Origin of the sequence: Limnohabitans sp. (assembly GCF_046052765.1) — a bacterium.
Taxonomy (GTDB): Bacteria; Pseudomonadota; Gammaproteobacteria; order Burkholderiales; family Burkholderiaceae_C; genus Limnohabitans.
In genome coordinates this window covers 84,129-105,670 of record NZ_JAVLFQ010000090.1, presented here as the reverse complement: position 1 = coordinate 105,670, position 21,542 = coordinate 84,129, and the positions used below count along the sequence as shown (strand labels likewise).

Annotated in this window: 22 protein-coding genes; 10 read left to right on the top strand and 12 right to left on the bottom strand. The window is 42.8% G+C overall.

Annotated elements, in window-relative coordinates; all coding sequences use genetic code 11:
* Window positions 1–78: 78 nt before the first annotated feature.
* On the top strand, window positions 79–1,056 hold the full coding sequence (locus AC9UG7_RS13070) for a D-alanyl-D-alanine carboxypeptidase family protein (protein WP_509588567.1): 978 nt from the start codon (window positions 79–81) through the stop codon (window positions 1,054–1,056).
* Between the two features lie 54 nt (window positions 1,057–1,110).
* On the opposite strand, the gene AC9UG7_RS13065 is transcribed toward AC9UG7_RS13070, so the two are convergent.
* The 6 genes from AC9UG7_RS13065 to aat all read right to left on the bottom strand — a co-directional run bounded on the left by AC9UG7_RS13065 (window position 1,111) and on the right by aat (window position 5,125).
* Window positions 1,111–1,776 (bottom strand): aquaporin, encoded by a 666-nt coding sequence (locus AC9UG7_RS13065; RefSeq protein WP_509588564.1) that lies wholly within the window; start codon window positions 1,774–1,776, stop codon window positions 1,111–1,113.
* Window positions 1,773–2,276, bottom strand: a complete 504-nt coding sequence (locus AC9UG7_RS13060) for an arsenate reductase ArsC (RefSeq protein ID WP_509588562.1) — start codon at window positions 2,274–2,276, stop codon at window positions 1,773–1,775. Before AC9UG7_RS13060 ends, AC9UG7_RS13065 begins: the two co-directional genes overlap by 4 nt.
* Before the next feature lie 14 nt (window positions 2,277–2,290).
* Entirely contained in the window at window positions 2,291–2,617 is a 327-nt protein-coding gene (locus tag AC9UG7_RS13055; protein WP_509588560.1) for an ArsR/SmtB family transcription factor, read from the bottom strand.
* Window positions 2,618–2,816: 199 nt separating this feature from the next.
* Entirely contained in the window at window positions 2,817–3,605 is a 789-nt protein-coding gene (locus tag AC9UG7_RS13050) for an IclR family transcriptional regulator (protein WP_509588558.1), read from the bottom strand.
* 15 nt (window positions 3,606–3,620) lie between these two features.
* The gene (locus tag AC9UG7_RS13045; protein ID WP_509588556.1) at window positions 3,621–4,367 is read right to left on the bottom strand and encodes an arginyltransferase; all 747 of its coding nucleotides are present in this window, start codon (window positions 4,365–4,367) and stop codon (window positions 3,621–3,623) included.
* A 2-nt stretch (window positions 4,368–4,369) separates the two neighbouring features.
* A complete protein-coding gene (aat, locus tag AC9UG7_RS13040; RefSeq protein WP_509588554.1) occupies window positions 4,370–5,125 on the bottom strand; it encodes a leucyl/phenylalanyl-tRNA--protein transferase in 756 nt (251 codons plus the stop codon).
* A gap of 38 nt (window positions 5,126–5,163) precedes the next feature.
* Between aat and AC9UG7_RS13035 the strand changes: the two genes are divergently transcribed.
* Window positions 5,164–5,952, top strand: coding sequence for an enoyl-CoA hydratase (locus AC9UG7_RS13035; RefSeq protein WP_509588552.1), 789 nt, complete (start codon window positions 5,164–5,166; stop codon window positions 5,950–5,952).
* 9 nt (window positions 5,953–5,961) lie between these two features.
* Here AC9UG7_RS13035 and AC9UG7_RS13030 read toward each other — a convergent pair whose 3' ends face one another.
* Together AC9UG7_RS13030 and AC9UG7_RS13025 are read right to left on the bottom strand one after the other, a co-directional pair.
* Window positions 5,962–6,315, bottom strand: a complete 354-nt coding sequence (locus tag AC9UG7_RS13030; protein WP_509588550.1) for a hypothetical protein — start codon at window positions 6,313–6,315, stop codon at window positions 5,962–5,964.
* Window positions 6,316–6,334: 19 nt separating this feature from the next.
* Window positions 6,335–6,766 carry an HIT family protein gene (locus AC9UG7_RS13025; protein WP_509588548.1) on the bottom strand — a complete coding sequence of 144 codons (432 nt, stop codon included), beginning with the start codon at window positions 6,764–6,766 and terminating at the stop codon, window positions 6,335–6,337.
* Window positions 6,767–6,883: 117 nt separating this feature from the next.
* Between AC9UG7_RS13025 and AC9UG7_RS13020 the strand changes: the two genes are divergently transcribed.
* The 5 genes from AC9UG7_RS13020 to uvrC all read left to right on the top strand — a co-directional run bounded on the left by AC9UG7_RS13020 (window position 6,884) and on the right by uvrC (window position 12,294).
* Window positions 6,884–7,594, top strand: coding sequence for a class I SAM-dependent DNA methyltransferase (locus AC9UG7_RS13020; protein ID WP_509588546.1), 711 nt, complete (start codon window positions 6,884–6,886; stop codon window positions 7,592–7,594).
* Window positions 7,591–8,505 (top strand): NAD(P)-dependent oxidoreductase, encoded by a 915-nt coding sequence (locus tag AC9UG7_RS13015; RefSeq protein WP_509588543.1) that lies wholly within the window; start codon window positions 7,591–7,593, stop codon window positions 8,503–8,505. Before AC9UG7_RS13020 ends, AC9UG7_RS13015 begins: the two co-directional genes overlap by 4 nt.
* A gap of 2 nt (window positions 8,506–8,507) precedes the next feature.
* A complete protein-coding gene (locus AC9UG7_RS13010) occupies window positions 8,508–9,821 on the top strand; it encodes an aspartate aminotransferase family protein (protein WP_509588541.1) in 1,314 nt (437 codons plus the stop codon).
* 129 nt (window positions 9,822–9,950) lie between these two features.
* The gene (locus AC9UG7_RS13005) at window positions 9,951–10,370 is read left to right on the top strand and encodes a VOC family protein (RefSeq protein WP_509588538.1); all 420 of its coding nucleotides are present in this window, start codon (window positions 9,951–9,953) and stop codon (window positions 10,368–10,370) included.
* A gap of 7 nt (window positions 10,371–10,377) precedes the next feature.
* Window positions 10,378–12,294 (top strand): excinuclease ABC subunit UvrC, encoded by a 1,917-nt coding sequence (gene uvrC / locus AC9UG7_RS13000; RefSeq protein ID WP_509588536.1) that lies wholly within the window; start codon window positions 10,378–10,380, stop codon window positions 12,292–12,294.
* 2 nt (window positions 12,295–12,296) lie between these two features.
* Here the strand turns inward: uvrC and serB are convergent, their stop codons facing one another.
* Window positions 12,297–13,013, bottom strand: coding sequence for a phosphoserine phosphatase SerB (serB, locus tag AC9UG7_RS12995; protein WP_509588533.1), 717 nt, complete (start codon window positions 13,011–13,013; stop codon window positions 12,297–12,299).
* Window positions 13,010–16,489, bottom strand: a complete 3,480-nt coding sequence (gene mfd / locus AC9UG7_RS12990; protein ID WP_509588673.1) for a transcription-repair coupling factor — start codon at window positions 16,487–16,489, stop codon at window positions 13,010–13,012. Before mfd ends, serB begins: the two co-directional genes overlap by 4 nt.
* Before the next feature lie 124 nt (window positions 16,490–16,613).
* On the opposite strand from mfd, the gene ispD reads away from it, so the two are divergent.
* On the top strand, window positions 16,614–17,327 hold the full coding sequence (gene ispD, locus AC9UG7_RS12985; protein WP_509588531.1) for a 2-C-methyl-D-erythritol 4-phosphate cytidylyltransferase: 714 nt from the start codon (window positions 16,614–16,616) through the stop codon (window positions 17,325–17,327).
* Between the two features lie 9 nt (window positions 17,328–17,336).
* Window positions 17,337–17,828: a 2-C-methyl-D-erythritol 2,4-cyclodiphosphate synthase gene (gene ispF / locus AC9UG7_RS12980; RefSeq protein WP_509588529.1), complete on the top strand. Its 492-nt coding sequence runs from the start codon at window positions 17,337–17,339 to the stop codon at window positions 17,826–17,828.
* Window positions 17,829–17,832: 4 nt separating this feature from the next.
* Here ispF and AC9UG7_RS12975 read toward each other — a convergent pair whose 3' ends face one another.
* Complete coding sequence (locus AC9UG7_RS12975) at window positions 17,833–18,270, bottom strand: helix-turn-helix domain-containing protein (protein WP_509588527.1); 438 nt, start codon at window positions 18,268–18,270, stop codon at window positions 17,833–17,835.
* Window positions 18,271–18,389: 119 nt separating this feature from the next.
* Window positions 18,390–19,172 (bottom strand): 3-hydroxybutyrate dehydrogenase, encoded by a 783-nt coding sequence (locus AC9UG7_RS12970; protein WP_509588525.1) that lies wholly within the window; start codon window positions 19,170–19,172, stop codon window positions 18,390–18,392.
* A gap of 71 nt (window positions 19,173–19,243) precedes the next feature.
* On the opposite strand from AC9UG7_RS12970, the gene AC9UG7_RS12965 reads away from it, so the two are divergent.
* Complete coding sequence (locus tag AC9UG7_RS12965; RefSeq protein ID WP_509588523.1) at window positions 19,244–21,454, top strand: RelA/SpoT family protein; 2,211 nt, start codon at window positions 19,244–19,246, stop codon at window positions 21,452–21,454.
* Window positions 21,455–21,542: the final 88 nt, after the last annotated feature.

Here is a 21,542-nt window from a genome sequence, read left to right as displayed (position 1 = left end):
AAGTGCTTGATATTGCCAGTTTTTTCAATTGGCTATAAACTCGTAGGCATGTTGTCAATCACAGACAAAGGCAAACTTTTGAAAAATTTACTTCATCCTCTGATCGCTTGTGTCATTGCTTTGAGCATGGCAAGTTTTTCAACAGCAACTTTGGCGAAAGTTGAAGGTGTTAAATCCAAGAAAACTGCTGGAAAGATTGTCAGTAGCAGAAAAAAATCATTTTCACCTCGTTCACGCTACGTTGTTCCTAAGAAACCATCTTTTGGACAAATCGCTGGTCTGCATGATTTGAATGATGAACTCTCTCTCAAATCTAGCGTTGCCTATGTGATCGATCAGGATACTCAAGAGGTGTTGCTCAGTAAAAATGACAATGCCATTTTGCCGATTGCTTCCATTACCAAATTGATGACTGGATTGGTCATACGTGAATCCAATTTAATTATGGATGAACCTATTACTATCACCCATGAAGACGTGGACACTGAAAAAGGAAGCAGTTCACGTTTACGTCCTGGTACCACTTTGACCCGTGGTGAGTTACTGCATCTTGCACTCATGTCTAGTGAAAACCGTGCAGCGCATGCACTGGGCCGAACTTATCCTCAAGGACTGCATGCATTTATTCAGCAAATGAATTTGAAAGCAAGTCAACTCGGCATGAATGATACGAACTATGCTGAGCCCACAGGACTCTCTAGTAAAAATCAGTCAAGTGCAAAGGACTTGGCAACGTTAGTAGCATACGCTGCGAATGATCCCATGTTGCGTGAATTGACTACTTCCGGCGGAACTGCTGTGGAGGTTGGTAAACATACTTTAAAGTACAAGTCTACCAACAGGCTTGTGACCAACCCACAATGGGATATAGATCTACAAAAAACAGGTTATATCTCTGAGGCAGGCCAATGCTTGGTGATGCAAGCCAAAATTGCTGGTCGAAAACTGGTGATGGTTTTTCTTGATTCAGCAGGTAAATTCAGCCGAATTGCAGATGCTGAACGTGTTCGTCGATGGGTTGAGTTGCGTCATCCCGCCATCTCACCTCAGACCTAAGTGCTTTGAAGCACCCAAGATTGGGTTGCGAAAATTATGAATCGTCTTTTGTACTTATTGGTCTGGAATCTGATCGTGCTCAGATTTCAAACTCACATGAAGTAGCAAGCCTAAGAATCCACCAACTATTTGCGCCACTACAAAAGCAGGAACGTCAGCTGGTGATATTCCTGCAAAAGTATTGGAGAGCATTCTGCCAAAAGCTGCCGCAGGATTGGCAAAAGAGGTACTAGCGGTGAACCAATAGGCGGCCCCAATGTAGCAGGCCACCAATGAAGAAGCCTTTTCTTGAGGAGAGCGCAAAATAACAAACAGCAAGCCGCTGGTAGCCACAATTTCAGCCAACCATTGCGATGGTCCGGTTCTCATCTTTGTGGACCATTGCCATATTTCCTGTCCAAACATTGCATTCGCAAGCCAAGCACCACATACTGCACCGGTGAGTTGAGCAACGACATATCCAAATAAATGATGGCTTGCTAACTTCTTTCGAATTGTCATAACCAGGGAAACAATAGGATTGAAATGACCGCCACTGATTGGCCCCAGTGTTTCTATGAGGACATAAAGTGCAAAGACTGTGGCAAGCGTGTTTGCAAGCAGAGCAACAGCCATATTGCCACCGGATAATTGCTCGGCCATGATGCCTGAACCGATGACTGCGCACAATAATGCTGCCGTGCCTAGCATCTCAGATAGATAAGCTCTCCAATGAGTCATGATCGCGTCAATGAACGTGCTGTATTTTCCAACGAAATCCGGCTTAAGCTTGCGGCTGGCAAGCTGATGAAAATATCAAGGCGTCGTCTGATCAAATGCATGGTTTGTTTAAACGCTTCCATCTTTTCTTCATCTGTGCCATTACCTGCTGAAGGGTCTTCATAACCCCAATGCGCGGTTGCGGGCTGGCCAGGCCAATAGGGGCAAACTTCCCCAGCCGCGTTGTCGCACACTGTGATAATCAGGTCCATGTGCGGTGCGTTGGGTTCAGAGAACACATCCCAGTTTTTGCTGGTCAAGCCTTCAACGGAAATACCCGCCTTTTGCAATGTAGCCAGCGCCATAGGGTTAGGTTGTTGGTTTTCTTTCGGGCTACTGCCTGCAGAATATGCTTTGAATTTCCCTTGACCCAAATGGTTCAGCAAGGCCTCGGCCAAGATACTTCGGGCTGAGTTGTGGGTGCAAAGAAAAAGTACGTTCAATGGTCTTTCTTGTGTCACAGCGGTTTCCTTCTTTAATATGTTTTGCAAATTTCAGTTGGACCCATCTCGCAGGCTTCCCCTTGGCAACAGTTTTGTGTCAAGTAGGTCAGTACAGCATTCATTCGGTCGTACTGGGCCCTGTAAATCAAGTTACGGCCGTTGCGTTCTTGAGATATCAGGTCAGCGTTCATCAATTCTTTGAGATGAAATGAAAGTGTGTTGGCTGGTATGAGCAATTGCTCTGCTAACAATGCTGGAGTCAACCCTTCTGCGCCCTTAACGACTAACGAACGAAAGATGTCTAGTCGATGGGGTTGCGCTAGCGCTGCAAGTGCTTTGATTACAAATTTGCTTTCCATGATTCAATGATAATCGAAATATGTAACTATTTAATGGTCTAAGCGGTTTTAAATTTTGAATCTGCATCAAAAAACGAGAATGTGTTTCTTACTATTTCTGGTCACATACACCAAGTTGTCCATACTGATTTATGCAGTATCAGGCGCTTCAATAAATGGTTTCTGACAAAGTAAAGTAGTTGCTTATCTGCCGTATTTATCAATTACTGGGAAAATTCATGAATCCAAGTGAAGAGGAAATAAATTTAGCCGTATCTTGAAGCTTGGGTAGCCATGCATCATCAAGTCGGTCTGCAGGAGCAGAAATAGATAACCCAGCAACTAATCTAGCTTGATCGTCATATATGCCGGCCGCCATACAACGGACACCCAATTCTAGTTCTTCATTATCGCGAGCAAAACCAAGTTGCCTGACTCTTGCTAATTCTTTTTCTAATGTTTGCAATTGAGTGATGCTGTTTTTTGTATGTCCAGCTAGACCAGTTTTGGTCGCATACGCGCGAACTTTGGCGGCCTCATCAGCGGCCAAAAATAGTTTTCCTACAGAGGTCAGGTGTAAAGGCGCACGTCCTCCTATGGCTCGAACAACTTGCATCCCTGAGCGCTCACTGTATGTGCGTTCTACATAGACTATTTCATCTGCCTGACGAACACTCAGATTGACAGGTTGTTGAATCAATTGATGAAGTTCACGCATGGGTATCAACGCTGCATCCCGTACATTCAATCTGGCCTTCACAAAATTGCCTAATTCCAACAAACGCATGCCAAGGCGGTAATGACCTGGATCAGGCCTGTCAACATACCGACCCGCTACTAAATCGTTGAGAATTCTGTGGGTGGTGGAAGGATGAAGTTTGGTTTTTTCACTGATTTCTTTAAGTGACGCGGCGCCTTCTTTTGCAGCTAATACATCTATGAGAGAGAACATCCTCTCCAAGACTTGAATAGAGGGAGTTTGAACCGAATCTGTATTTTTTTTTCGCATTACGATATTTTAAATCTATGAAAATCCGGCTTGTTGCCATTCACCATCAATCAACAATTGGTGTGGTTTGAATGTTGATTTGTAATCCATTTTTGGACTTTCCTTTATCCAATATCCCATATATAGGTACTCAAGTCCAAGTAATTTCGCTTGTTCTATCTGCCACAAAATGCAAAAAGTTCCTAAACCCATTTTGTAGCTTGGATCAAAAAAAGTATAGACAGCAGAGATTCCATCATTGAGTACATCCAGAATACTCACCATCAAAAGTTTGCTTGGGGAGCCAGATTCATTACTTGGAAGCCTGAATTCAACTAAATTTGAATTCACGCGGCTTTGTAATAAAAATTGAGTGTATTGATCAACACTGTCTTGATCCATTCCACCTCCAGAATGTCTGCCTTTTTGATATTTGAGATAGAGTTGGTAATGATCAGGAACATAAATAAGTTTAGAAATTTTTATTTCAAGATGGGAATTATTTTTGAATGTTCTTTTTTGGCTGCGATTTGGCTTGAATGAATTGACGTTGATACGCAGAGGTATGCATGCTTTGCAACCGTCGCAATAAGGCCGGTAAGTAAACATTCCACTGCGCCTGAAACCTTTTGCTACCAGTTCCGAGTAAGTATCGTTGTGTATGAGATGGCTAGGGGTAGCAACTTGAGATCTGGCTTCTCTATCGTCTAAATAGCTGCACGGGTAGGGCGCAGTCGCATAAAACTGCAAAGATTGAAGCGGTAAATCTTTTAAGTGAGTCACGATCAGAGTTGTCTAAGCAAGATTTTTTCCCAGTATATAGGCTCAAACTCCCAAACCAACGGGTCCATGAGAGTGGCTTGCGAGACATCTGCCAAAAACTGATGCTTGGGTATTTCTGTCGCCCCTAGACTGGATAAATGGAGGGTATTTTGCTGGCAATCTACCCAATGTGCATTCTGAGCTCTGCACAATGCAATCAACCCAGCCAGTGCGAGTTTAGAGCCGTTAGGTTGGTTGCTGAACATTGATTCACCGAAGACTGCCCGACCAATGGACACACAATACAAACCGCCTGCCAGTTGACCATCAATCCAAGCCTCAACACAGTGTGCGTGTCCTTGACGATGCAATTCGGTGTAGGCTTGGATCATGTCCTTCACAATCCAAGTACCTGATTGCCCGTTTCGATTTGAATAAGCACACGCATGAATGACTTGAGCAAAGTTTTTATCTATTCGAATTTCAAAACTTTGCGACTTTAAAAGACGGCGTATTGTTTGTCTCAACGATCTATGTAAGCGAAAGTTATTGACTTTCAGTACCATGCGCGGATCGGTACACCACCACATCACAGGTTGGCCTTCGCTATACCAGGGAAAGCAGCCTTGGCTATATGCTTGAATAAGCCTGCCTACAGATAAGCCCCCGCCAATGGCTAATAAGCCAGGTGCTAAAGTGTCATGTCCCCAAGCTGATTGGGGATCTGGCAGTGGATCGTTTGTGGAAATCTGAATCAAATGTGGAGCTTGTTTCACCATTGAGCCAGTCTATCTAAAGATTTTGTGGAGTTCATCACATGAGCATAGAACCTAGTCAATTGGTTTTGGAAGACTCTCCTGCGAGTGGGATTGTGCGACTTATTTTGAATAATGCATCCAGTTTCAATGCCTTATCTGCAAAGATGATGAGCGAGTTGAAAGAAGCATTTCAAAAAATATCCCAGAATTCACATTGTCGTATTGTCATTTTGGCGGCAAATGGAAAAGCATTCTCCACCGGACATGATTTAAAAGAAATGCGAAATCAACCTGATCACGATTTTTATTCTGCATTGTTTCAGCAGTGCTCGGCAATGATGTTACAGATTCAAAACTTACCGCAACCTGTGATTGCCCAAGTGCAAGGTATAGCAACTGCAGCGGGATGTCAGTTGGTCAGTATGTGCGATTTGGCTGTGGCTGCAAAAACCGCAAAATTTGCTGTATCGGGTATCAATTACGGTTTATTTTGTTCAACACCTGGGGTCGGTATAAGTCGAAGCATGCACCGTAAACAGGCCATGGAAATGCTTTTGACAGGTGACTTCATTGACGCAGAAACTGCTGTGCAAAGAGGTCTTATCAATCAGTGTGTAGACGACGACAGGTTGGAACAAAGCGTTATCAACTTGTGTGAAAAGATATTGGCTAAACCTGAGCCAGCAGTTCGAATGGGAAAACAGCTTTTTTATAAGCAGTTAGAAATGGGCATTGCCGCTGCTTACCAACTGGCAGGGCAAACCATGGCTTGCAATATGATGGATGAAACTGCCCAAGAAGGCTTTCAGGCATTTTTAGATAAACGCAAACCTAGTTGGAATACCTAAACTTTTGATTCAATGCGGATTTTCAAAAAAAACGATTGTTGAGTAATTGCTGAATTCAAAATAAACTTTTTTCTCTGTGGGATCAACTTGCATATTTAGGTTTTCGTCTAAATAGCCGTACCCATAACGATATTCCCGAGGCTTTCCATCATCAGTACCCAAGGCAGTACTGAGCTTATCGACTTTTAAAAATCGTCTCACCAGTTTATCCCCAGCATAGACTTCAAGTACGCCATCCGTACCTGTCCAATTTTGAATGCCGCGTCCAATTTTATTCTGCTGTTCTTGGGTACAGCCACCTATGAATACAGAACTCAGTAGCAATATTACAAAAGTAAATTGAGCAAAAAAAATGTTTTTCATTTGGTTGTATTTAATATGGTTAGGGTTTGGCGTTGCCGATATCTGGTGGAGTTTCATCTGGCTTCTTATCCCAGAATACTGCTTTTTCAGGAAACAACCATCTGATACCTCCTCTGGGCTCAGAGACATCACCTTTGAAGCGGGGAATCAACTGTATGTTGGTATGCATGACTGTTTGCCCAGCAGCAAAGCCTTCATTAATGCCGATGTTAAAACCTTGCGGATTTAATTCATCCTGTAGGTGGTTTTTGACCCGGGTCAATAAATCCAACATATCTTCTCGTTCTTGATGGGTCAAGTCAAAAAAAGAATCAGTATGTCGCCTAGGAATGATCAGCGTATGTCCGGAAGAAATGGGAAAGGCATCTTTGAATGCGATTGATAACGCGCTTTCATCAATGATTCTGGCTGCTGCAAGAGAGCAATAGTGACATGTCGTTGGTTTATCCATAAGAAATTATGCGCTAAGTTTTTGATTGTTTGTATGCTGATATGCTTTAACAAAAGTATCGGTTGATTTTCTTTCTTGATCGGTTACTCGGAATATGTATTCAATTCGAGGATAACTATGGGTGATTACACAAACATGTCCAATTATTATGACCTAATAATGACATCTGGTTACTACGATTACAAAAAAATAGTTAATGAGTTAATTTCCAGCGCCAATTTTCAAAATATTCTAGAAATCGGATGCGGTACCGGCTTAATCATAGAAGAACTTGCAAGCAGAAAAAATGAGATTGAAATCACGGGATTCGACTTGACGCAAGCCATGCTCGCCATTGCCAGGCCGCGATTGAACAAATTCAATCATGTGCATTTGGAACACCAGAATGTGATTGAACTAGATCTCAAAAAACAATTTGACTTAGCATTCTCTTACGGCGGTGTGTGGTACTTTGTCATGGATGGTATCAATGAGCCTTTTCTTGTCAGCCACATATACGATGAACAAGCCAATATCCAAGGTTTGTCCAGAGTCGCGAATCATGTGAAAGCAAAAGGCCATTTACTTCTAGGCGTGCAGGGACCACACCGCGACTATCAAAGCCAAATTAAAAATGGTTTTGTATATTCTCAATCCATTGAGCCACTTGAACATGGATTTTCAAAGCAATATTTCCTACACGATGGGGATAAACAACTGATGCAACAGCGTATTGATTACAGAACCTACCCGATGAAAGAGGCGATGGATTTACTCAAATCTTTTGGTTTTGACTATCTGCCATCTTCTCAAGTATCACCTCAGTTTCAGCGTTTTGTGAAATCATGAACAACAAACCGTTACTTGCTTTTATTGGCGTAGGCAATATGGGCAATCCCATGGCGCTTAACCTAATCAATGCAGGATACTCTGTGACAGTTTTCGATAAAGACAAAACCAAAACCCTCAACTTACAGGCTGCGGGTGCAAACGTAGGGGACAGCTTGTCATCTACAGTTCAAAACGCAGACGTAGTCATGGTTTCATTGCCCGGGCCGCCGGAGGTTGCGCAGGTAATGCTGGGAAACAATGGCGTACTCTCCTATTTGAAACAAGGTGTAACCATCATTGATACAACGACCAGTTCTGTGGAGTTGATCAAGCAATTGGTAGAAGAATCATCAAAAAAAAATATTGACTATTTGGAAGCTCCAGTGACCAATGCGGTTGATTTTGCTGCTCTTGGTAGGCTTTCGATTTTTATCGGTGGATCGCTTACGGCATTTGAAAAGCACAAGCCAATTTTTGAAGTTATAGGTGAGAAAATTTTTCATGTGGGTAAAGCTGGTAACGGCGCTACTGTTAAGTTACTGACCAACCTTTTATGGTTTGTGAGTGCCGCCACCATAGGTGAGGCTTTGATGTTGGGTGCCAAGGCAGATATTCCATTGCCCACTGTTTGGGAGGCCATCAAATCTAGCGCCGGAAATAGCTGGGTAGCTGAGCATGATGTACCTTCTATATTTGCGGGTCATTACGACCCCAGTTTTTCACTTGCCTTATGCTGTAAAGATTTGGGATTGATCAATGAGATTGCTGAATCTCAGGGCTACCAGTTACCAATGGGGTCTCATGCATTAACCTTGTTTGAAAAAGCAAAAACAGTCTATGGACCCGATGCGGCTGAATTGCATGTGGTTAAGTTGCTAGAAGATAACGTAGGACATTACCTCAGATCATCTGTCAAAGCAGAAGGTTAGACATGAAGCAGCAGAAGTTAATGCAGGAAGCACATTTGCACATGCCTCAAGGCGTTGCTGAGAACTACCGCTATTGGGGTGATGATCGAACTGTTTTTATTCAGCAAGCAAAAGGATGTAAATTAACTGACAGTGACGGCAAGACATATGTAGATTTCAGATTGGGTTATGGCCCCATCATATTAGGTTACCAAGACCAGCGAGTTGATGATGCGGTTGTTCGGCAGATCAAGCATTCAGGTACTCTGACCGGATTTGCCAGTGCGTTAGACACCGAAGTCGTCAAACAAATCAAAGGTATGTGTCCGCAAATTGACAAAATACGTTTTGCAAATTCTGGCACCGAGGCAGTCATGGGCGCTGTACGAACAGCCAGAGGTTTCACTGGTAGAGAACGTATCGCGTTGGTTGAGGGCAGCTTTCATGGTTTGTATGACGAATTGATGTGGAAATCAGACATAGAAAACTGGCAAGCCACAGACCATCATCCTCCCAAGGTCATTCCATTTGGTGCGGGCATTCCAGCCAAGACAAGAGACCTGGTAGATATCATCGGCTTGAATGATTTTGAAGCGTTAGAAAATCTGTTTAAAAAACGCTCTGATCAATTGGCATGTGTACTTCTTGAGCCCATCATTGGAAATGCGGGAAGTATTTCTGCAAGTCAGTCTTGGTTGCAACGCTTACGTGAATTATGTGATCACAACCAGACTTTGCTATTGATTGATGAAGTCAAATCCGGGTTCAGGGTCGCCAAAGGTGGCGCTCAGTCTTTGTATGGAATTTATGCAGATCTGACGACGTTCGCTAAAGCGATGGGGAATGGCTACCCGGTAGCTGCTTTTGGTGGCCGAGCCGAGGTGATGGATGTGATTGGCTCAAACAAGGGTGCAGTAGTGCATGGTGGAACATATACCGCTAATCTGGTGGGGTTGAGCGCTGCGCATGCCACCTTGGATATTTTGGCGAACACCAATGCGTTGCAAACTGTTGATGAAAGCGGCTTGCGGATCAAAGATATATTAGCCCGCGTGTTTGTAAGCGCTGGTGTCGCACATGCTTTTGCAGGTCCACCAGCCATGCTTGGCATTCATTTCACATCTGATGTGCCACAAACCTACAGAGATTGGCGCAAGACAGACAGTCGTTTATACAACCTGTTCGCTTGGGAGTTGATCCATCGCGGTGTAATGCTGGAACCAGATTCTCGCGAGCCATGGTTTTTTTGTGAAGCGCACAATCAAATTGATTTAGGATGGTTGGAAGAGGTAGTTGCTGCATCTCTCTTAGCTGCAATGGATAAAAGTATTCTTTGAACAACCATAAGATCAGACTTATTTCAGTGCATGACCAGAGATTCATTGAATTTTAAATTTTTCCAAGCTAGCGGATCTGCTGCGTTGATATAGGTTAAAGTTTCCCTAACTTGATCACTGGTATTGCTTATGCGCTATTTGCACACTATGGTTCGTGTCACTGACCTTGATACATCTTTAAAGTTTTACCGGGATGCGCTGGGACTGGAAGTTCTGCGTTCCAAAGACGTACCCTCAGGAAGATTCACGTTGGTATTTCTTGCGGCTCCAGGAGACACTCAGTCGCAAGTTGAATTAACTTATAACTGGGACCCAGAAGTTTTGCAGGGCGGGCGTAATTTTGGTCACCTCGCATATGCAGTAAAAAATATTTATGCTACGTGTGAGCGTTTGCAAAACCACGGTGTGGCCATACTGAGGCCCCCGCGTGATGGTTACATGGCATTCGTCAAATCGCCGGACAACGTATCTATAGAACTGTTACAGGATGGTCAAGCTCTGCCACCAATTGAGCCATGGGCAAGTATGCCCAATACTGGGCAATGGTAGTTTTGCTGTGAACACTGCCTCAGATTCATCTGAAAATTCAGCTAACAGCAAGTTAGTTTTTTCTCCGGAATTGTTATCACAAGTAGCAGCACTACCGTCTCTGCCAGGCGTTTACAGATACTATGACGAAGAGGGTCAGGTGCTTTATGTAGGTAAAGCCAATCATTTAAAAAAGCGCGTCAGTAGTTATTTTCAAAAGACACATGACGGCACACGAATAGGGCACATGGTGTCCAAAATTGTTCGTATGGAAACGACTGTCGTTAGATCTGAGGCTGAAGCACTTCTTTTAGAAAATAATTTAATTAAAACGCTAAAGCCGCGTTACAACATACTATTTAGGGATGACAAAAGCTATCCCTATTTGAAAATAACTCAGGCGAAATCGAGTGAGATAGATGCTTTAGGACATCCGTCTCCTAAATCTATTTCTCGAGTTGTCTATTACCGAGGTGCTGTCGATAAACAACATGACTACTTTGGACCCTATCCGAGTGTTTGGGCTGTGCGAGAAGCCATACAACTTTTACAAAAAGTTTTTCGTTTACGTACGTGTGAAGACACAGTGTTCAGGAACAGAACAAGGCCTTGCTTGCTGCACCAGATCAAGCGTTGTTCTGCGCCGTGTGTTGGGTTCATTTCTGAGTCAAGCTACCAACAAGATGTACAAAGCGCGTGTTCGTTATTAGAGGGACGGACCAGCGAAGTAATCAAATCTCTTGAAGTCAGAATGATGATGCATTCAGAAAAACTTGAGTTCGAGGCTGCTGCAGATGTGAGGAATCAGATTAATGCACTTTCTAAAGTACTGCATCAGCAATCGGTGGATTCTGTTGATGATCGAGATGTGGACATACTTTCAGTTCTCGTGCAGGGTGGAAAGGCTTGTGTCAATTTGGCCATGGTCAGAGGCGGAAGACATTTAGGGGACAGTCCATATTTTCCATCCCATGTTGATAAGGCAGAACCCTTAGAGGTATTAGAAGCATTTATCAGCCAGCATTACCTTGAGATTGCTGCGCCCCCGACGTTGATTACCAGCCATGCAGTGGATAAGGGATTGATACGTGCCTTGAGTGAACAAATCGGAATCAAATTACACGTGATTCATCAACCAAGAGGGCAGAGAAAAGCATGGTTAGAGATGGCTCAGCAAAATGCATCCATCAAACTTACCAGATTACTTGCTGAGGAAGGCTCCCAGCAATCACGAACAAGAGCCTTGATTGATGCATTGGATTTGGCTCCTGAAGATTTGGATAGTTTCTTGATAGAGTGTTTTGATATTTCTCATACGGCCGGAGAAGCCACTCAGGCCTCATGTGTGATTTTTCATCATCACCAAATGCAGGCCTCTCAGTACCGGCGTTACAACATCACAGATATCACGGCTGGAGATGACTACGCAGCCATGCGCCAAGTGTTGACGCGTCGTTACAGCAAACTTGCAGAAGCAGTTCGTTCAGGTGAAGCAAAATTTCCTGATCTGGTGTTGATTGACGGAGGCAAGGGCCAGATCAGTATGGCTAAATCTGTATTCGAGGCATTAGATTTAGATATCTCAAGGCTAGTTGGCGTAGAAAAAGGAGAGAGACGCAAAGTAGGTTTAGAGGAACTTGTTTTTGCCGACGGCCGCCCCAAATTGACCCTGACACAAGATTCGGCGGCGTTGATGTTAGTAGCACAAATCCGTGACGAAGCTCATCGGTTTGCCATCACTGGAATGAGAGCTAAGCGCGCCAAAGTGAGAACTGGATCAAGCAGCCTTGAGGATATTCCTGGCGTGGGTCCACGCAAGCGTGCCAAATTATTACAGCGCTTTGGCGGTGTCAGAGGTGTTGCTGATGCAAGTGTGCAAGATTTATGCACGGTAGAAGGAATTTCTACTGAATTGGCGCAGGCAATTTACGCTGCTTTACATTAGATTTAGGCTTTGATGATCTCTAGCATTCGGTCTAATCCGCCTGAGTCGATAGCAATATTAGCTGCTAGCCTGACATTGGGTTTGGCTTTGTATGCGACCGACAGGCCGCACCACGCCATCATAGGTAAATCGTTAGAGCCATCGCCTACTGCTATGCATTGATTTGCCCTTGCGCCTAGACTTTCGCAAGTGATTTGCACCATGCGTTTTTTTTCTTCACCATCGCATATGTCTCCCCACTCTTGGTCGAGTAATCTTCCAGTCAATACGTCATCGATGATTTCAAGTTTATTACTGCGGGTGGCATCTATACCAAGCATTATTTTTAATCTGTCGGTGAAATAATCGAAGCCTCCACTCACGATTAATGTTCGTAAACCCGCTGTTTGGCACTTGGCAATAAGGTTTTTTACGCCTGGGTTGAGTTCAAGTCGTTGTTCAAACACCTGTTTCAGGGTGCTTGAAGGCGCACCTTTAAGCAAAGCCACTCGCCTACGCAGACTTTCTTTGTAATCAGTAATCTCGCCACGCATAGCAGCCTCTGTGATGACAGAGACCTCTTGTTGAAGACCAACCATGCCTGCTATTTCGTCAATACACTCAATATTGATGAGTGTCGAATCCATGTCGAATGCAATCAATTTATAGTCTGACAATCGTCTCTGAGAAGGAAGATTTTGTGTCCAGAGCCCTGGACTGTGTAGGGTCATGTCAGTCATACAGCAGCTTTTTTAGGTGTGAGTGCAAGTGGGTCACCCAATGAGCGCAAGATGTCGCGAACCATTTGCGCGCGACCTTTTACGTCTTCAATGTCTTTTTCTATCCGTAACTTATCATTACCAGCCAACTTGATGTGTTTATTTTTCTGTACCAATTGGATGATTCGCATTCCATCGACAGGGGCATTGGGTTTAAAGTTGATAAGAATGACCCCTGGTGCTGCATCTACCTTGGCAATTCCATATGGCTTGGCAAGCACACGCAAGCGGTGTGAATCTATCAAAGTTTGCGCTTGGCTGGGCAACTTTCCAAAACGATCAATAAGTTCTTCCATTAATGCATCAACTTGATCCTGAGTCTTAGCCGTTGCCAATTTTTTATAAAACGACAAGCGCAAATGAACATCGCCACAGTACTCATCAGGCAACAGTGCTGGAGAATGTAAATTAATTTCGGTCGTGACTTGTAAAGGGCTAAGTAAATCAGGTTCTTCGCCATTTTTTAGTGCGCGTACAGCTTCAGCCAACATTTCGTTGTACAACTGAAAACCAACTTCCTGCATATTTCCACTCTGATTATCACCAAGCACTTCACCTGCACCTCGTATTTCCAGGTCATGCATAGATAAGTAAAAACCAGAACCAAGCTCTTCCATTTGCTGAATCGCATCTAACCTTTGACTGGCCTGTTTGGTCAATCCTTGAACGTCAGGCACCAGCAAGTAGGCATATGCTTGGTGATGGCTGCGGCCGACGCGACCACGCAGCTGATGCAATTGAGCTAAGCCAAACTTGTCTGCGCGGCTCATCAAAATGGTGTTGGCTGTAGGTACATCAATACCAGTTTCAATAATGGTTGAACAAAGCAAGATATTAAATCTTTGAGCAACAAAATCACGCATGACTCTTTCTAGATCGCGCTCTGGCATCTGGCCATGGGCGATGGCAATGCGAGCTTCAGGTATCAATTCTTGCAAGCGTTCCAAACGGTTTTGTATTGTCTCAACTTCGTTATGCAGGAAATAGCACTGACCACCGCGCTTGAGTTCGCGAAGCACAGCCTCACGGATGACGCCGTTATCTTCGGTGCGCACAAATGTTTTTATTGAAAGACGCCGTTGTGGAGCTGTGGCTATCACACTCAAATCTCTCATGCCTTCGAGCGCCATTCCAAGAGTACGCGGAATCGGTGTCGCGGTCAGAGTAAGCACATCAACTTCAGCACGTAGTGCTTTCAACGTTTCTTTATGCTTAACGCCAAAGCGATGCTCTTCATCAATCACCAGCAAACCAAGATCCTTGTATTTGACCGATTCACTTAGTAATTTGTGCGTGCCGACCACAATGTCAATTTGGCCAAGTGCGAGCCCCTCAATGCTTAATTTAATTTCTTTGGCTGATCGAAAGCGACTAAGTTCTGCGATCTTTACCGGCCATTTAGAGAATCGGTCAGTCAGTGTCTGGTAATGCTGCTCAGCCAACAAAGTAGTAGGGGCAAGTATGGCGACTTGTTTGCCACCCATCACGGCGACAAATGCTGCTCGCAACGCTACTTCGGTTTTGCCAAAGCCAACATCACCGCATACCAAACGGTCCATCGGGCGCGGGCTGATCATGTCTTGGACCACAGCGTGTATAGCAGCTCGCTGATCGGCTGTTTCTTCGAAACCGAAATCATTGGCAAAAGTTTCGTAATCATTTGCGCTGTAGCGAAAAGCATGACCTTGCCTGGCTGCGCGTCTTGCGTAAATATTAAGTAATTCAGCCGCAGCATCCCGAACTTGCTCCGCTGCGCGGCGCTTGGCTTTATCCCATTGACCAGAACCTAATCGATGTAAAGGTGCTTGATCTGGGTTCATCCCACTATAGCGACTGATTAAATGTAATTGGCTGACAGGTACGTATAAAGTTGCTTCATCAGCATATTCAAGGTGCAAAAACTCCTGCAACATGGGCAGGCCTTTATCATCCAGACCCTGTCCCATGTCCATATTGATAAGACCGCGGTATCTGCCTATGCCGTGAGAGCTGTGAACTACAGGGTCCCCAACCTGCAGTTCAGACAAATCTCTTATCAGTGATTCAACATCGCTGACTACTTCTTGTTTACGCTTACGTCTGAGTGTCGGTCCTGCAGTAAATAACTCTGTTTCAGTAACTAGGTCGACTCCCAATTCCAGCCACGCAAAACCAGCGTGTAACTGGCTGATAGAAATACCGAACTTGTCATTACTTTGCAAAAAATCAATCAAACTCTCAAACACAGTGGGCTGCAAACCTGCAGACGATAAAAAATCTAAAAGACTCGTACGTCTACCTTCTGACTCTGCAAGTATCAAGATACGTTGACCGCTGCTTTCCTGTCGCTGAATTAATTTGAATACTGGCTCAGTAGCGCCTCTTTCCACGGCCAGTTGAGGTAGAAAATCTACCCATTGTGTAGCTTGAATTTGCTCCGATTTACGTATATTTATGACAGGATACAAATTTGATTCAGTAAAAAACTGTTCAGTATTTAAGAACAGCTCTGCGGGTGGCAATACCGGACGTTCAATATCTCCTTGTGACAGTCGGTAACGTTCTTGAGCATCTTGACCAAAACGCATCAATACAGATTCAAGATCACCATGAAGAACCACTAACGCTTGATCTCCCAGATAATCAAATACAGTGGATGTATTTTCAAAAAATAAAGGCAGGTAATATTCAATGCCTGCAGTGGCGACACCATTACCTATATCCTTGTAAAGTCGACTGCGGGTAGGGTCACCATCCAGCATTTCTCGCCACCGACTTCTGAACAATACACGTCCCGATTCATCCATCGGAAATTCACGACCGGGTAGTAAACGAACCTCAGGAACTGGATACAAGCTTCTTTGAGTGTCTGGATCAAATGTTCTGATTGAATCGATTTCATCGTCAAATAAATCTACCCGATACGGTACCAACGAACCCATAGGGAACAAATCAATCAGTCCTCCTCTTACTGTGTATTCACCAGGACTGATAACTTGGTTTACATGGTTGTATCCTGCCAGTGTTAGCTGGGATTTCAATTTTGCTTCGTCAAGTTTTTGTTTAACTTTGAAATGAAAAGTGTAGGCTGCTAGAAAAGCTGGTGGGGCTAATCTGTAAAGTGCAGTTGTTGCAGGGACCAAAATGACATCGGCTTCCCCTTGAGAAATACGCCACAAGGTTGCAAGACGTTCACTGATTAAATCCTGATGCGGTGAAAAATTGTCATACGGCAAGGTTTCCCAATCGGGAAATAGTACACACCGTATGTGCGGCGAAAAAAAAGGCAATTCATCGATCAATCTTTGTGCGTCAAACGCATCTGCAGTAAAAATGGCAACGCGTCTGCCTGTCGCAACCTCCTTGTCAATCAATGCGGCTAATAATGCAGCATCAGCAGAGCCAGCAGGTTTATTTAAAGTGAATCTCTTTGTATTATTAAGGTCAGGTAATTGCATTGAATTAGTATCAGGCATGACAATCACCCTAGAGTGCATTCAATCTTGGGTGAAAAAGCAGATTTTAGAATATCTGGACACAATGTTTAAAACAAAAATTAACCAATTTTTTTAGATGGATGCTATGGAACCCCAATTTCATGTTGTTATTCCTTGTGCAGGAAGCGGTAGCCGTTTTGGGCTAACTACTCCCAAGCAATATGCCTTATTAGCAGATAAACCTATGGTGGTTCATACATTAGAAGCTTTTTCTAAGCTACCTGGATTGATTCAAGGAGTGTTAGTGGTAGCCCCGGATGATAATTACATATCTGAAATATTGAAAGATTGGCCTCAGCCCAAATTCTTAATTAGTCAAACTGGAGGTGCAACACGCGCGCAAAGCGTTGTAGCTGGTCTGAACGTTCTTGAATTGAAAGGTATACGTCCTGATGAATGGGTATTGGTTCATGATGCTGCTCGCTGCTTGGTTACTCATGAATTAATCAGTCGATTAATTGCTACTTGTTTTGACGATAAAGTAGGAGGTTTGCTTGCACTCCCTTTACCGGATACCCTGAAAACTGAAATTGAAGGACGGGTTTCAACAACTGTCAATAGATCGGGTAAGTGGTTAGCTCAAACGCCACAAATGTTTAGACTTGACATGCTGAAGAGGGCATTGTTGATGGCAGGAGACCAAGTCACTGACGAATCGAGTGCAATCGAAGCCATGGGGTTTTCTCCCTTACTGGTACCTTCAGCTTCCTACAACTTCAAGGTCACATTTGCTGAGGATATGCAATTGGCGCAAAGTGTCTTGTCAAGCAGATCAACATATTCTTTATCCAATTTTTAAAGTAAAAAAATGAATAAACAAAGCATACGTATTGGTCAAGGCTGGGATGTACATGCATTGGTTCCAGGAAGAGCTCTAACCATAGGAGGGGTACAAATTCCCTATCATCTCGGTCTTATGGGGCATTCAGATGCAGATGTTTTGTTGCACGCCGTCATTGATGCTCTTTTAGGCGCTTTAGGTTTAGGAGATATTGGACAACATTTTCCTGATACCGATACAAAATGGAAAAATGCGGATTCAAAGGCATTACTTATTCACTTAATTCCGAAGTTGCAAGAGGGTAATTGGAAAATAGTAAATATTGACTCTACAGTCATTGCACAAGCTCCAAGGTTGGCTGCGTACATACCAGAGATGAGAAATCTGATTGCTGATTTGCTTGATCTCGATATGGCTCAGGTCAATATCAAAGCTAAAACTGCTGAAAAATTAGGCCCTGTTGGTCAAAGCCAATCTATTGAAGCACAAGCCGTTGTATTGATTCAATCTGATGTCTAGCCAGTTATTCATCTGAAGATTTTCTTTTGTTTTGAATTTCATTTTCATAAAGATAGGCAATACGAACGCAATGACGAATCATTTTCTTATGCTCCGTATTAAGTTTAAGAAATTGCTTCAGCATTTGAGCATCACCCATGCATAAATTTTCTCTATGTAAGGGTTCATTCAAAGGTAAATTTGAAGTGTCTGGTCCAAAGAAAAGATCCTGGGGACTAATTTGAAGAATATCACTTAAAGTTTTTAATTTATCCGGCTTTGGTATGGACACGCCAGTGATCCAATTCCTAGCTGCATGTGCCGTGATGCCATTTCCCCAATAACGCAAATTGAATGCATCTGCGAGTTGGGTAGCGGAAGCTTTGAGGCCCGCTTGTTTCATTGCAAGTCTCAACCGAGCTGCAAAGGCTTCTGATGAAGGGGTTGTTGTGTGCTTTTTCATGGGACGTACGATAAACCAGACTCATGAAATGCTCAATAGATTTTTGCTTACTTTTTAATGAACTGAATATATGGTGAGTGACTATCCATCATTTGATGGATAGTCTTACAGATCTAAGTTTATTGAGCAGCCCAACCGCCATCCATATTCCATGCTGCGCCTCTGATGTTTTTACCTGCATCTGAGCATAAAAAAACCGCAAGTGAGCCTAGCTCATCAGGAGTTGTGAATTGCATGGAAGGTTCCTTTTCGCTCAGTAACAAACGCTGTGCTTCCCCTAGTGAGATATTCAAAGACTGTGCTTTCGCGTCGACTTGCTGCTGTACCAAGGGGGTCAATACCCATCCTGGGCATATGGCATTGCAGGTTATTCCTGTAGTTGCAGTTTCTAAAGCGGTTACTTTAGTTAATCCTACCAAGCCATGCTTGGCTGCTACATACGCTGATTTATAAGCAGAACCCACCAGACCGTGAACAGATGCGATATTGATAATCCTGCCCCAATTTTTAGCCCTCATTACCGGTAAAACAGATCGAATGGTATGAAACGATGAAGATAAATTGATTGCAATAATGTCGTCCCATTTATCTGTAGGAAATTCTTCTAAGGGGGAAACATATTGAATTCCAGCATTGTTGATCAGGATATCGATATGCCCCCATTGTGAAATGACGTTTGACACCATATCCCTGATCTCATCTGGTTTTCGCATATCAGCTGGCTGATAAAGTGTTTTAACACCATGTATTTCTATTTCTGCCACAGCTTGTTCATAGGAGCCAAACCCGTTAAGTACTATATTTGCACCTGCTAGAGCCAGTGATTTTGCGATTCCAAGTCCAATACCACTGGTTGATCCAGTCACCAAAGCTGTTTTACCAATTAAAAAACGATCTGACATGTTTATTCCAATCAATTACGATGTTGAATTTGGATTTTGCCCTAATCTGTTGATATACATATCTGCTACTTATGAACGATAAACATCCAAATAATCATTTGGCAAATCCTTTAGCCTATGAGGAAATGGGTCTGCTAGCGGAAAATATAAATACTTTAGGAAAAGCCATTCAGTTTGCAAGAAATTTACTTTCTGGTCATCGCTATCAAACTGGTGAGTTAACTCTTTCACATGCGGATTCAGTTTGTAAGATTATTGAATATATGGGCGGTTCAATTGAAATTCGCTCCGCAATTTACTTGGCATATGCTTGTGGGGTTTTAAGCAAGCCATACGAAACGTTACATCAAAATTTTGACAAAAACTTGACCGAATTAGCAATTTCATGTCAAAAAATATTAGAAATTGAAAAACTACCGATAAATATAACGAATTCAAAATTTAATTCGCAATCGCAAATAGAGCATGTTAGAGGTTTATTGCTAACTTTTTCTAAAGACTTGCGCGTCATTATGGTATTGCTTGCATCTCAAATGCAGACGATAAGGTATATCACTTCTGAAAAAATCAAGGGCTTTGAAGCTATAGCTAGCAATATCCAGAATATTTATTCTCCTCTTGCAAGTCGATTAGGGATATGGCAGATTAAATGGGAGCTTGAGGATTTGGCATTTAGAGTTCTTGAGCCCAAGGTATATAAAAATATTGCGGGTCTTTTAGAGATAAAAAGAGTTGATAGAGAAATAGAAATCACCGAAATCAAGGAGCATTTAGACCATATTTTTATTTCTCAAAAATTGCATGTAAAAATTCACGGCAGACCCAAAAATATTTACAGTATTGTAAAGAAAATGAGAGGAAAATCGCTTGAATTTAATCAACTGTATGATTTGCGAGCGATAAGAATTATCACTGACGAGGTAGCAGACTGTTATCGATGTTTGTCACTCGTTCATCAGCATTTGGAGCCATTGGATAATCAATTCGATGACTATATCGCTAAACCTAAATCCAATGGTTATCAATCTTTACATACTGTTGTACGAGATACAAATAACAGAATATTCGAAATTCAAATTCGAACACAAACTATGCATGCGCATGCTGAATTCGGTGTAGCTTCGCATTGGGCATATAAGGAGAATGGTGTTAAGGGCTACGCAGGGTTTTTTGTAGAAACGAACAAAGCGCAGCGCATCGCAGTCTTACGACAACTCTTGGCATGGGAAAGAGACGTCAGTGTTGATGTGCAGAAAAACAATCAGCATTTAAGCGTGATCGAAAACGAAAAAATTTATGTATTTACACCAGAAGCATCGATAGTTGAGCTTTGTCACGGATCAACGCCTATTGACTTTGCTTATGCTGTACATACTGAATTAGGTCACCGGTGTAGAGGTGCAAAAGTTGAAGGAATACTTGTACCGCTTTCAACGCCTTTACTCAATGGGCAATCTGTAGAGATTTTGACAGCTAAAGATGGTGGACCCTCGCTTGACTGGTTAAATCCAGATTTGAAGTTCATCCGTAGCCCTCGCTCAAAATCTAAAGTTCGTGCTTGGTTCAACTACCAAAAATCTCAGGAAACTATTTCCAGAGGAAGGTTGGCAGTTGAAAAACTTCTTCAAAGAGAAGGTAAAACCGCTTTAAATCTGGATGAACTGGCTAAGCAAGTTGGGTATGAAACTTCCAGCTTATTATTTGAAGTGGTTGGAAAAGATGAATTTTCTTTGCGACAAATTGAATCCTTATGGCGTCCTATGCCTGAGATTGATTCTGATGATGAAAAATTTTTAAAAAAATTTCAAAATACCAAATCAAATGTCAGTAAAGGGAGTGTTTTGGTTGTTGGGGTTGATTCGTTACTGACCCAATTAGCTAAATGTTGTAGGCCTGTACCTCCAGATCCTATTAAAGGATATGTGACAAAAGGAAAGGGGATAAGTGTTCATCGTTTGACGTGTCATAATTTTTCGCAGTTACAACAACGTGAACCTGAACGATCAATAGCCGTTGAGTGGAAAAATAAAAATATTTCTGATGCTAACGATATTTACTTTATTGATGTCCAAGTAATTGCTGATGACAGACAAGGCTTATTGAAAGATATTTCTGAAGTATTTTCTAGAGAAAAAATAAATGTAGTTGGTGTTAAAACGCAAACAATCAAAGATTTAGCTTATATGACTTTCACTGTTGAAGCGATTAAATCTTCAGGAATTCATAAAATTTTATCGATGCTGCTTCTTATCAACGGTGTCAGAATTGCTCGTAGACCTTGATGTTTTAGCTCTGTCTTCAATAAATTTAGATTGTTTGATTTGATTGGTCAAAATCAATAGCTGAAACAGCATCAATTGAATCCTGCTA

Coding starts and splice junctions, on each gene's coding strand:
- AC9UG7_RS13030 (WP_509588550.1), bottom strand. CDS start 6,315: ATGAAAAACATTTTTTTTGCTCAATTTACTTTTGTAATATTGCTACTG.
- serB (WP_509588533.1), bottom strand. CDS start 13,013: ATGACTGACATGACCCTACACAGTCCAGGGCTCTGGACACAAAATCTT.
- AC9UG7_RS12975 (WP_509588527.1), bottom strand. CDS start 18,270: ATGAAAAAGCACACAACAACCCCTTCATCAGAAGCCTTTGCAGCTCGG.
- mfd (WP_509588673.1), bottom strand. CDS start 16,489: ATGCAATTACCTGACCTTAATAATACAAAGAGATTCACTTTAAATAAA.
- AC9UG7_RS13015 (WP_509588543.1), top strand. CDS start 7,591: ATGAACAACAAACCGTTACTTGCTTTTATTGGCGTAGGCAATATGGGC.
- aat (WP_509588554.1), bottom strand. CDS start 5,125: ATGGTGAAACAAGCTCCACATTTGATTCAGATTTCCACAAACGATCCA.
- AC9UG7_RS13050 (WP_509588558.1), bottom strand. CDS start 3,605: ATGCGAAAAAAAAATACAGATTCGGTTCAAACTCCCTCTATTCAAGTC.
- ispF (WP_509588529.1), top strand. CDS start 17,337: ATGAATAAACAAAGCATACGTATTGGTCAAGGCTGGGATGTACATGCA.
- AC9UG7_RS13055 (WP_509588560.1), bottom strand. CDS start 2,617: ATGGAAAGCAAATTTGTAATCAAAGCACTTGCAGCGCTAGCGCAACCC.
- AC9UG7_RS13010 (WP_509588541.1), top strand. CDS start 8,508: ATGAAGCAGCAGAAGTTAATGCAGGAAGCACATTTGCACATGCCTCAA.
- AC9UG7_RS13035 (WP_509588552.1), top strand. CDS start 5,164: ATGAGCATAGAACCTAGTCAATTGGTTTTGGAAGACTCTCCTGCGAGT.
- AC9UG7_RS13005 (WP_509588538.1), top strand. CDS start 9,951: ATGCGCTATTTGCACACTATGGTTCGTGTCACTGACCTTGATACATCT.
- AC9UG7_RS12970 (WP_509588525.1), bottom strand. CDS start 19,172: ATGTCAGATCGTTTTTTAATTGGTAAAACAGCTTTGGTGACTGGATCA.
- ispD (WP_509588531.1), top strand. CDS start 16,614: ATGGAACCCCAATTTCATGTTGTTATTCCTTGTGCAGGAAGCGGTAGC.
- AC9UG7_RS13065 (WP_509588564.1), bottom strand. CDS start 1,776: ATGACTCATTGGAGAGCTTATCTATCTGAGATGCTAGGCACGGCAGCA.
- AC9UG7_RS12965 (WP_509588523.1), top strand. CDS start 19,244: ATGAACGATAAACATCCAAATAATCATTTGGCAAATCCTTTAGCCTAT.
- AC9UG7_RS13020 (WP_509588546.1), top strand. CDS start 6,884: ATGGGTGATTACACAAACATGTCCAATTATTATGACCTAATAATGACA.
- AC9UG7_RS13025 (WP_509588548.1), bottom strand. CDS start 6,766: ATGGATAAACCAACGACATGTCACTATTGCTCTCTTGCAGCAGCCAGA.